The sequence below is a fragment of the Vibrio sp. 10N.222.55.C6 genome (assembly GCF_041473395.1).
Lineage (GTDB): Bacteria > Pseudomonadota > Gammaproteobacteria > Enterobacterales > Vibrionaceae > Vibrio > Vibrio crassostreae_C.
The window spans coordinates 1-399 of sequence record NZ_JBFRSD010000120.1 but is presented as its reverse complement, the minus strand read 5'-3'; the positions used below and the strand labels follow the sequence as shown (position 1 = coordinate 399).

The window sequence follows — 399 nt, the reverse complement described above, 5'->3', positions numbered from 1 at the left end:
GCAAAGTGCAGATAAGACTCTTCATCGGCACGCCCTGTACGAATCAACTCTAAATAAAAGCGATCGGGGAAGTGAGTCTTGTAAAACTCGACACTGCTCGCGACGAGATCACGGTTACCTTTCAGCAATGCCTTACCGATCTCACCTTCCTTCGCACCGGATAAGATGATCAATCCTTCAGCGTTTTCGATTAACCACTCTTTGTCGATCACAGGCTGATGTTGCACGTGACCACGCAAGTAAGCTTTTGAAATCAGCAAGGTAAGGTTGTTATAACCTTTGTTATCAGACGCCAACACCGTCAGTTTCGTCAGTTCATCTCCAAATTCTGGAGATTGCATGAGGAAATCAGCACCAATAATTGGCTTAACCCCACACCCATGGGCAGTACCGTAAAAC

At 46.1% G+C, this 399-nt stretch carries 1 protein-coding gene; it reads right to left on the bottom strand.

Annotation, left to right across the window (positions count from 1 at the left end):
- Positions 1–399 (bottom strand): PHP domain-containing protein (locus tag AB4486_RS22820; RefSeq protein ID WP_372118767.1); only part of this gene is annotated, 399 nt, incomplete at both ends.